8 protein-coding genes are annotated in these 9,068 nt (G+C 69.0%); all 8 read right to left on the bottom strand.

The features are described 5' to 3' along the window. Positions 1-19: 19 nt before the first annotated feature. Positions 20-2,113 carry a hydantoinase/oxoprolinase family protein gene (locus V7067_RS03555; RefSeq protein WP_334174500.1) on the bottom strand — a complete coding sequence of 698 codons (2,094 nt, stop codon included), beginning with the start codon at positions 2,111-2,113 and terminating at the stop codon, positions 20-22. Positions 2,114-2,148: 35 nt separating this feature from the next. Beyond that, a complete protein-coding gene (gene fabG / locus V7067_RS03550; RefSeq protein ID WP_334174499.1) occupies positions 2,149-2,895 on the bottom strand; it encodes a 3-oxoacyl-ACP reductase FabG in 747 nt (248 codons plus the stop codon). Between the two features lie 29 nt (positions 2,896-2,924). After that, complete coding sequence (locus V7067_RS03545; RefSeq protein WP_334174498.1) at positions 2,925-3,971, bottom strand: ABC transporter ATP-binding protein; 1,047 nt, start codon at positions 3,969-3,971, stop codon at positions 2,925-2,927. Further along, on the bottom strand, positions 3,968-4,927 hold the full coding sequence (locus tag V7067_RS03540) for an ABC transporter ATP-binding protein (RefSeq protein ID WP_334174497.1): 960 nt from the start codon (positions 4,925-4,927) through the stop codon (positions 3,968-3,970). Before V7067_RS03540 ends, V7067_RS03545 begins: the two co-directional genes overlap by 4 nt. A gap of 96 nt (positions 4,928-5,023) precedes the next feature. Beyond that, a complete protein-coding gene (locus tag V7067_RS03535) occupies positions 5,024-6,037 on the bottom strand; it encodes an ABC transporter permease (protein WP_334174496.1) in 1,014 nt (337 codons plus the stop codon). Next, on the bottom strand, positions 6,034-7,008 hold the full coding sequence (locus tag V7067_RS03530; protein ID WP_334174495.1) for an ABC transporter permease: 975 nt from the start codon (positions 7,006-7,008) through the stop codon (positions 6,034-6,036). The genes V7067_RS03535 and V7067_RS03530 overlap by 4 nt, the downstream gene beginning before the upstream one ends. Before the next feature lie 49 nt (positions 7,009-7,057). Further along, positions 7,058-8,572, bottom strand: coding sequence for an amidase (locus V7067_RS03525; RefSeq protein ID WP_334174494.1), 1,515 nt, complete (start codon positions 8,570-8,572; stop codon positions 7,058-7,060). Beyond that, positions 8,572-9,033, bottom strand: coding sequence for a nuclear transport factor 2 family protein (locus V7067_RS03520; protein WP_334174493.1), 462 nt, complete (start codon positions 9,031-9,033; stop codon positions 8,572-8,574). The genes V7067_RS03525 and V7067_RS03520 overlap by 1 nt, the downstream gene beginning before the upstream one ends. Positions 9,034-9,068: the final 35 nt, after the last annotated feature.

Here is a 9,068-nt window from a genome sequence, read left to right as displayed (position 1 = left end):
CTGTTCATGGCCTGACTGTTCATGCCGACCTCCTCTGCCGGACGTGCAGCGTGCCGTGGGTCGCCACCGAGGCGACATAGCCGGGCGGCACGAGGCTGGTGGAATTGTGCTGGATGACGATGGCCGGGCCGTTGAGCACGTCGCCCGCCAGCAACCGGCCGCGCTCGTAGCGGGGCGTGTCGTGGCGCACGCCGTCGTCGAACACGGTCGGGCGCACATAGGCCCGCGCCTCGTCGGGATCGGTGCGGCCGCCGGTGGCCAGCGGGGCCAGTTGCAGCCGCTCCACATCGGCCGTGCCCACCACCCGCACGGTCACCAGCGCCACCCTGCCCTCCGGGAAGGCGTGGCCGTAGTCCAGCCGGTGGCGAGCATGGAAATTCTCCGCCACGACGTGGAGATTGTCGCGCGTCAGCGGCTGGTCCGGCATTTCCGCGCGCAGCTCGAAGCCCTGCCCGACATAGCGGCACTCCGCATAACGGGTCAGGATCTGGCTTTCCGGCGGCACGCCGTCAGCCGCAAGCTGGGCGCGGGTTTCCGCCGCCAGCCCGTCGAGCACGGCGTTGATGCGGGCCAGATCGGCATCGCTCGCCTCCGTCAGCGGCACCATCACCGAGCGGGTGTGCTCATATTGCAGGCCGGAGGCCAGCAGCCCCATGGCGGCGGTGATGCCCGGCGCCGGCGGGATCAGCACTTCGGAGGCCGACACCGCCTCCGCCAGCGAGGTGCCGTGCAGGGGACCGGCACCGCCGAACGCCATCAGCGAGAAGCGCCGCGGATCGACGCCCTTGGCGACCGAATTGGCGCGGATGGCGAGCGCCATGTTGGAGTTGACCACCCGCAGGATACCGAGCGCGGCCTCTTCCACCGTCAGGCCGAGCGGGCCGGCGATCTTTCCGGCGATGGCCGTTTCGGCCAGCGTGCGGTCAATGACCAGATCGCCGCCGAGGAAGTGTTCCGGGTCGAGGCGGCCGAGCACCACCTGCGCATCGGTCACCGTCGGCTCGGTGCCGCCGCGGCCATAGCAGGCCGGCCCCGGACTGGCACCGGCCGAGCGCGGGCCGACGCGAAACAGCCCGCCGGCATCGATAGACGCGATGGACCCGCCGCCCGCCCCGATGGCCGTGACATCGAGCATCGGCGCCAGCACCGGCAGCAGGTCCACCTGAGTATCGCGCGGGTTCTTGATCTTAAGCTGGCCATCGGCAATCACGCTGATATCGGCCGAGGTGCCGCCGATATCGATGGTGATGATGTTCTGCCGCTGCGACAGCCCGCCGATCCAGGCGCCGCCGATGACGCCGCCGGCCGGGCCGGACAGCATGATGGAGACCGGCTTGACCGAGCACGACTCCACCGTGGAAATGCCGCCGTTCGACTGCATGATGCGCACTTCCGCCGTGATGCCGGCCGCCTGCAGCCGCTTCCTGAGGCGGCCCAGATAAAGCGCGGTCTTCGGCCCGACGAAGGCGTTCATCGCCGTGGTCGAGAAGCGCTCGTATTCGCGGATCACGTCCACCACGTCGGCCGAGGTGCACACGAAGGCATCCGGCATGCGGGCCGCGACGATCTCCTTCGCCTGCTGTTCGTGGGCATCGTTGAGGAACGAGAACAGGAAGCAGACGATCACCGCATCGAGCCCGCGCCCGGCGAAGAGGTCGGCAGCCCGGCTGACCTCGCCGAGGTCGAGCGGGGTCTCAATGCGCCCGTCCGGCGGCAGGATGCGTTCGGTCACCGCAATGCGGTTGCGGCGTTTCACCAGCGGCGCGCTCTGCCAGGGCAGGTCCATCTGCAGCGAGAAGTTCTGCGGCCGCTTATGGCGGGCGATATGCAGGATGTCGCGGAACCCCCGCGTGGTCAGCATGCCGACCTCGGCGCCGTTGCGCTCGATGGCGATGTTGGTGGCAACCGTGGTGCCGTGGAAGACGAAATCGACCGCCCCGGGCGCGATGCCGGCCAGCGCACAGATTTCCTGAATGCCCCGGACCACCGCCTCCGACTGGTCGTGGGTGGTGGAAGGCAGCTTGTGCACGGTCACGGCCGTGCCCGCCGCGGTGGTGTTCTCAAGAACGAGGTCGGTGAAGGTGCCGCCGACGTCCACGCCAATCCTGATCATGGTCCTGTTATCCTCTGGAAGATCGCCGGCCGCGCTCAGACCATCACGTCGCCGCCGTTGGGATTGAGGGTGGCGCCGAGGAAATAGGAGCCTTCGTCGGAAGCGAGCAGCACCGCCGCCGGCGCGATCTCGTCGACGCGGCCGAAGCGGCCGATCGGCAGTTCGTTGAGCTTCATCAGGCGCAGGTCTTCCGGCATGTCGCGCACCATGTCGGTGTCGATGGCGCCGGGGCAGATGGCGTTGACGGTGACGCCGCTTCGGGCCACCTCATAGGCGAGCGCGCGCGTCATGCCGACGATGCCGGCCTTGGCGGCGCAGTAGTGCGTGCGCTCGGGCGCCCCCTTGTGCACCAGCTGGCTGGCGGTGGAGATGATGCGCCCGAAGCCGCGCTCCATCATCGCCGGCAGCACAGCCCGCGTGCACAGGAACACGCTGCGCAGATTGACCGCGATCATCTGATCCCACATATCGGTTGACATGGTGGCCAGCGGCGACACTGTCTGGATGCCGGCGTTGTTGACCAGAATGTCGATCTGGCCGAGGGCCGCCAGCGCGTCGGCCATTCCGCGCGCAACCTCGGCCTCCACCGAAACGTCGCCGGAAATGGCCACGGCGGTGCGGCCGAGCGCCCGCACCTCTGCCGCCACCGCCCCGGCATTGGCGGCGTTCAGGTCCCACACCGCCACGTCCGCCCCCTCGCGGGCAAAGGCGAGCGCAATGGCGCGGCCGATGCCGCGGCCGCCGCCGGTGACGACGCTCTTGCGTCCTTCGAGCTTACCCATGGTGTCTCTCGCTCCTTGAAACGCAGGGATCAGGCCGCCGCGACCGACGGCATTTCCACCGACAGGATCGCCTCGCTCTGCCGCTCGAAGGCGGCGAACACGTCGGCAGCCCGGTCGAGGCCGGCGACCGCATCGTGGCGGCGGCAATGAACGATGTGATCGGGTCCGGTCTTTTCCGCCGCCGGCATCGCGCTGCGGCAGGCCGCCTCGGCAAAGGGACAGCGCCCGGCGAGGAAACAGCCCGCGGGCAGATTGATCGGGCTCGGGATTTCGCCCTCAAGGCGAACCGGCGCGGCCCGCTGCAGCGTCGGGTCGGGCAGCAGCACCGACGACAGCAGGCCGACGCTGTAGGGATGGCGCGGCCGTGCGAACACCTCCGCCGTCTCGCCCTGCTCCACGATCATGCCCAGATACATCACCGCCACGCGCTGGCTGACGAAACGCACCGTGCTGAGATCGTGGGAGATGAACAGGCAGCTCGTCTTCAGCTCGTCCTGCAGCCGCATCAGAAGATCGATGATCTCGGCGCGCGCCGAGGGATCGAGCGCCGATGTCGGCTCATCCAGAATGAGCAGCTTCGGCCGGGTGGAAATGGCCCGCGCGATGCCGATGCGCTGCAACTGGCCGCCGGACAGCGCGGAGGGCACCTCGCGGATGACCGACTGCGGCAGGCCGACGCGCCCGATCGCTTCCGCCACCCGTTCGCGCCGCTCCGCCGGCTTCAGGCCCAGCGCGATCAGCGGCTCTTCGATGGAGGCGCCGACGGTGAAGCGCGGATCGAGCGCCTCGGCCGATTCCTGAAACACCATCTGGATTTCGCCGCGCACCTTGCGTCGTTCGGGCGCTTCGGTGATGTGGCGGCCCGCAAGGCGGATCGAGCCGCCGGTAATGCCGCCTCCGAGCCCGGCGATGCAGCGCCCGACTGTGGTCTTGCCGGAGCCGCTCTCGCCGACGAGGCCGAGGGTCTCGCCGGGCCGGATCTCGAACGAAATGTCATTGACCGCCTGCACCACCGCCCGCGTGCCGGAGATGGGGAAGTGCTTGACGAGCTGGTTGACTTCCAGAAGCGCGCTCATCGGGCCACCGGGTTGTGACAGCGCACGGCATGGTCGCCGGCGGAGGCTGCAAGGGGCGGACGTTCGGTGAGGCAGACGGCGCCTGCCCGCGGACAGCGCGCGGCATAGCTGCAGCCGCGGCCCGGCACCGCCTGCGCCGCCACCGGCGACGGCGCGGACCACGCCGCCCGCAGGCGCCGGTTATGGGAGAAAGCCGCCATCAGCAGGATGGTGTAGGGATGGCGCGGCCGCAGGAAGAAGTCCTCCCGCGGGGCCATCTCCATCACCTCGCCGCGATACATCACCGCCACGCGGTCGCAATAGTGGGCGGTGATGCCCATGTCGCGGGTGATGAACAGCAGCGAACTGCCGCGCTCGTGCGCGAGACGGCGCAGCAGATCCAGCACCTGCGCCTGAACTGTCACATCGAGGCCGCTGGTGGCATCGTCGGCAATGATGAACCGCGGCGCACAGACGAGGGCGATGGCGATGACGATGCGCTGCGCCATACCGCCGGAGAGTTCGTGCGGATAGGCATCGAAGCGGCGTTCGGGATCGGGGATCTGCACCGCGCGCAGCATATCGAGGGTGGCCGCGCGCGCGGCCCCGGGCTTCAGGCCAAGATGCACGCGCGCCATGCGGCTGATCTGCTCGCCCACCGTCTTCAGCGGGTTCAGCACGCCGCGCGGGTTGGCGGCAATCAGCGACATCGCCCGGCCGCGCACGGTCTCCAGCCGCGTCTCGCTCATGGCGAGCAGGTCCTCGCCGCCGAACCGCAGGCTGCCGGCGGCGATGCGCCCGGGTTCCGGCGGCAGGCAAAGCAGGCTGCGCGCCAGAACGGTCTTGCCGGCACCGCCCTCGCCGACGACACCGAAGATCTCGCCCGGCGCCAGCCGCAGGCTGAAATCGGCAATCGCCGCCGTGGTGCCGCCGCCCAGCACCGGAAATTCCACCCGCAGGTTCTGCACGTCCAGCATCGGCGGCGCCGCCGTGGCACCGGCCGGCGCGACGGGCAACAGGGCAGATGGCGCAACAGGCGGTGCAGCGGAAAGTGTGGCGGATGAAAACACGTCTCACCTCCCGATGCGCGGGTCGATCGCGAAGTAGATCAGATCGACCACCAGATAAACGATGAGAGAAAAGATGGCTGAGAACAGAACGAACCCGAGCACGGGATAGATATCGGCATTGAGAACGCCCTGAACGGCGTATTGTCCGGCCCCGCCCCACGAGAACACGATTTCCACCAGCACGGCCCCGCCCAGCAGATAGCCGTAGAGAACGCTGATGATGGTGATGACGGAGGGCAGAGCGTTGTGCAGGGCGTTGAGGATGACGCGCCGCCGCGGCAGGCCGCACAGCGTCTCGTAATGGCTGAAATCGGCCGTCAGCATCTGTTCCATCGACGACTGCGTCATCTTCAGGATGGGGCCGGCGTTGATGAGGCCGAGGGTCAGCACCGGCAGCGCCAGATGGGCGAGCGCGGAGCGGAACGCATCCCAGTTGCCGTCCAGCAGGCTGTCGATGGTCAGCCAGCCGGTGACGGCAGGCGGCGTCAGCACCGCCAGATCGAGCCGGCCGAGCGGCGCCGGCACCACCTGAAAGACGGTGTAGAGCACGAAGATCAGCACCAGCCCCAGCCAGAAATCCGGCAGCGCCCCGGCAATGAGGCCATAGACATCCGCCCCCCTGGCCAGCCAGCCGTTCTCGCGGAAGGCAGACGCCATACCGAGGGGCACGCCGATGGCGATGGCGGTGAGAAGACCGAAAGTGACGAGTTCCAGCGTGGCCGGAAAGCGCTCGATCAGGTCGTCCAGAACCGGCCGCGTGGTCTGCCAGGAGGTGCCGAGATCGCCGGAGAACAGGTTGCCGACATAGATGAAGAACTGCACCGGCAGCGACTGATCGAGGCCCATGCCCACGCGCACCTTTTCCAGCGCATCGGGCGTTGCCATCGGGCCCAGCATCAGCACCGCGGGATCGCCGGGAATGGTCTTGATGAGCAGAAAGCTCACCAGCAGGATGCCGAACAGCTGCGGCACCAGAAAGAGCATCCGGCGGCCGAGAAAACGCATCAGGCCCGTCATTGCCGTGCCTCCCTTGCCTGCCGCCGGCGGGCGCGTGCAGAAACGTCCCGGGTCAGGCGGCGCATCTTTTCCGGGTCGGCGAAGGTCTCGATGCTGGCGCCGACGAGCGAGAAGCCGAACACCGTCAGCGCCAGCGCAAGGCCGGGGAAAACCGACGGCCACCACTGGCCGGTCACCACGTTCTGAAAGCCGGCGGCGATCATCGTGCCCCATTCCGGCGTCGGCGGGCGCACGCCCGCCCCCACGAAACTGAGGCCGGCGGTGAGCAGGATCGCCCAGCCGATGTTGATGGAAAGCTGCGCCAGCACCGGGCCGAGGGCGTTGGGAATGACGTGGCGCAGAATGATGCGCCCGTCGGAAACCCCGGCGACGGTGGCGGCCTCGATGAACTTGCGCTCGCGGATCGAAATGACCTGCGCGCGCATCAGGCGCAGATAGATCGGGATGGAGACGAAGGCGATGGCCGCAATGACGGTGTGGAGGCTCTGGCCGAGCGAGGCGACCAGCGCGATGGCGAACACGAACACCGGAAAGGCCTGCAGCACATCGGCCGCGCGCATCACGAAGCCGGCCACCGCCCCGCGCAGCCCGCTGCCGCGGCTGAAATAGCCCGCCCATGCCCCGATCAGACTGCCGATGACCGCCGAGATCAGCGTGGCGGAAACGGCGATCGTCAGGTCGATGCGCGGCGCATAGAGCACGCGGGAGAACACATCCATGCCCACCGCATCGCTGCCGAACAGAAAATCGCCGCCCGGCGGTTCCAGAAAGCGCACCGGATCGGCAAAGACCGGATCGTGAGGCGCGATGAGCGGGGCGAACAGCGCACTCAGCACCATGACCGTAACGATGAAATAGCCGAGCGCGAAGCGCGGCCGCACCGCCGCGATGCTCAGCGCCAGCCGCAGCCGTCTGCCGGCGCCATGCCCCGGCCCCTGCGGCCGGTCGGAAATCGTGTCGATGGCCGTCACCGTTGCCCTCCCTTGCTGGGTGCGCGACGGCAGCGCCGCGCGGGTCCGATCACAGGGTCTGCCAGTCCGCCGCCCGCTCCAGTGCGGCGGCGGCGCGGTAGAGTGTTGCTTCCTGAAAATGCGGGGCGATCAGCATCAGCCCCACCGGCAGCCCGTCCGACAGACCGCACGGCACCGAGATCGCCGGATGGCCGGTGATGTCGAACGGCGCGGTCGAGGCCGACATCTCGAAGGCGCGGGCCACGATTTCCCCCAGCGTCGCATCGGGGCCGGGCAGCGGTGTCGCCACGCACGGCAGCGTCGGCATCAACAGCAGATCGAAACGGGAAAAGGCCGCGTCATAGGCCGCGCGCAGCCGGCGGGCGAGGTTCTGCGCCTTGGCATAGTAGCGGCCGTTGTGGTGCTTCAGGCCCCACTCGCCGGTCAGCATGGTCAGCTTCAGCGTCGGCGACAGCAGCGCCGCGCTGCCGCGCCAGCGGCTGTGGTCGTCGATCAGGGCAAGGTCGTAGAGCCCCTTCCAGTTGAAGCCCATGCCGTTGCCGTGCATCATCTGCGCCATCAGGCCCTCGGCGCCGATGGGCGCCCACAGCGCCGGGCCGAGCCGGTGCTCTGCAACCGACACGCTCTCCACCGTCGCGCCGGCGCCCGCCAGCCGCTCCGCCCCCGCGCGCACGCTCGCGGCCACACCGGGCTGCATACCGGGCAGGCTGAAGCCCTCTTCCACCAGACCGATGCGCAGTCGCTCCGCCCCGCGCCCGACCGCCGCGCCATAATCGGCGGCCACCGCCCCGGTCTGGCGCGGATCGAGCCCGTCCGGGCCGGCGATCACCGACAGCAGCAGCGCATTGTCGGCGACAGTGGCCGTCATCGGCCCCAGATGATCGAGCGTTGCCTCGATGGGCATGGCGCCCGTGTAGGGCACCAGACCGTGGGTCGGCTTGAGGCCGACCACACCGCAATAGGCGGCGGGAATACGCACCGAACCGCCCTGATCGCCGCCAATGGCAAAATCGACGGCGCCGGAGGCAACCAGCGCCGCACAGCCCGACGACGAGCCGCCGGCCGAAAAGCCCGGCCGGCGCGGATTGTGCACCGGGCCCGGCTGCGCGGTGTGGCTGCCGCCGGACAGGCAGAAATGCTCGCACACCGCCTTGCCCAGAATGGTCGCGCCGGCATCCAGCATCCGCGTGGCAACGGTGGCGTCATAGAGCGGGACGTGGCTTTCCAGCGTGACGCTGCCGTTCGCCATCGGCACGCCGGCCAGAGCGATGTTGTCCTTGAGAACCGCGGTGCGCCCGGCAAGCGGACCTTCGCCCGCGCCCGCAACCGCTGTCTTGCGCGCCCAGGCCCCGAGCGGGTCTTCCGCCGCGCCGGGCCGGTAGCCCGGCGTGCGCGGATAACGCACCGGCGGCAGCTCATCCGGCAGCGCATCGACGATGTCGTAGGCCTCGAAATTCGCCGCCATGAGCGTGCCGAAGGCCGCAGCCTCCTCCGGCGAAAGCCGGAGGCCGAGGCCGGCGCCGAGCGCGACGAGGTCGGCTGCGGAAGGGCGCGGCACCGCCATCAGGCCTGCTCCACCCAGCCGGCGAGATGGGGCGCGAAGATCTCCGTCTTCACCTTCAGTTCGCAGAACAGCCAGCGGCCGCCGACGCGCGCGAACCGGTCGGTATAGGAGGTCGTCAGCCAGTAGGCCTCCGCCTTGCCGGAGCCGGTGTACGTGAAGGGCATCAGCAACCGCCACCGGCCGACGGCCGTGTCGGGTCCGGTTATGGTAATGATGGGATTCATCAGCAGATGGGCGGCGAACGGAATGCGGGCCTTCGTGGCTTCGAAATAGCCGCAGATCGCCTCCGGCCCCTCGAAGCGGCCGAACGTGTCGCTCTCCCACACGCCGTCCGCGGTGAACAGCGCCGCGATGGCGGGGCCGTTGTGGTCGTCGTCGCAACAGAGGCAATAGGTCGCCTTGAGTTGCCTGATCTCCTCGATGGATTCCAGCCGGTCGAGACGCTCTTCGATGGTGCTCACGGGTCAGCCCTCCGGGATTGGACGGCCGGCCCCCG

The organism is Pseudoxanthobacter sp. (assembly GCF_036822375.1).
Lineage (GTDB): Bacteria > Pseudomonadota > Alphaproteobacteria > Rhizobiales > Segnochrobactraceae > Pseudoxanthobacter.
Note: the sequence above shows the minus strand (reverse complement) of the source record. Positions and strands in the feature narration are given on the sequence as shown.

Bases quoted from the DNA above. Each gene is read 5' to 3' on its own strand.
- V7067_RS03555 (WP_334174500.1), bottom strand. From the start codon at position 2,113: ATGATCAGGATTGGCGTGGACGTCGGCGGCACCTTCACCGACCTCGTT.
- fabG (WP_334174499.1), bottom strand. From the start codon at position 2,895: ATGGGTAAGCTCGAAGGACGCAAGAGCGTCGTCACCGGCGGCGGCCGC.
- V7067_RS03545 (WP_334174498.1), bottom strand. From the start codon at position 3,971: ATGAGCGCGCTTCTGGAAGTCAACCAGCTCGTCAAGCACTTCCCCATC.
- V7067_RS03540 (WP_334174497.1), bottom strand. From the start codon at position 4,927: ATGCTGGACGTGCAGAACCTGCGGGTGGAATTTCCGGTGCTGGGCGGC.
- V7067_RS03535 (WP_334174496.1), bottom strand. From the start codon at position 6,037: ATGACGGGCCTGATGCGTTTTCTCGGCCGCCGGATGCTCTTTCTGGTG.
- V7067_RS03525 (WP_334174494.1), bottom strand. From the start codon at position 8,572: ATGGCGGTGCCGCGCCCTTCCGCAGCCGACCTCGTCGCGCTCGGCGCC.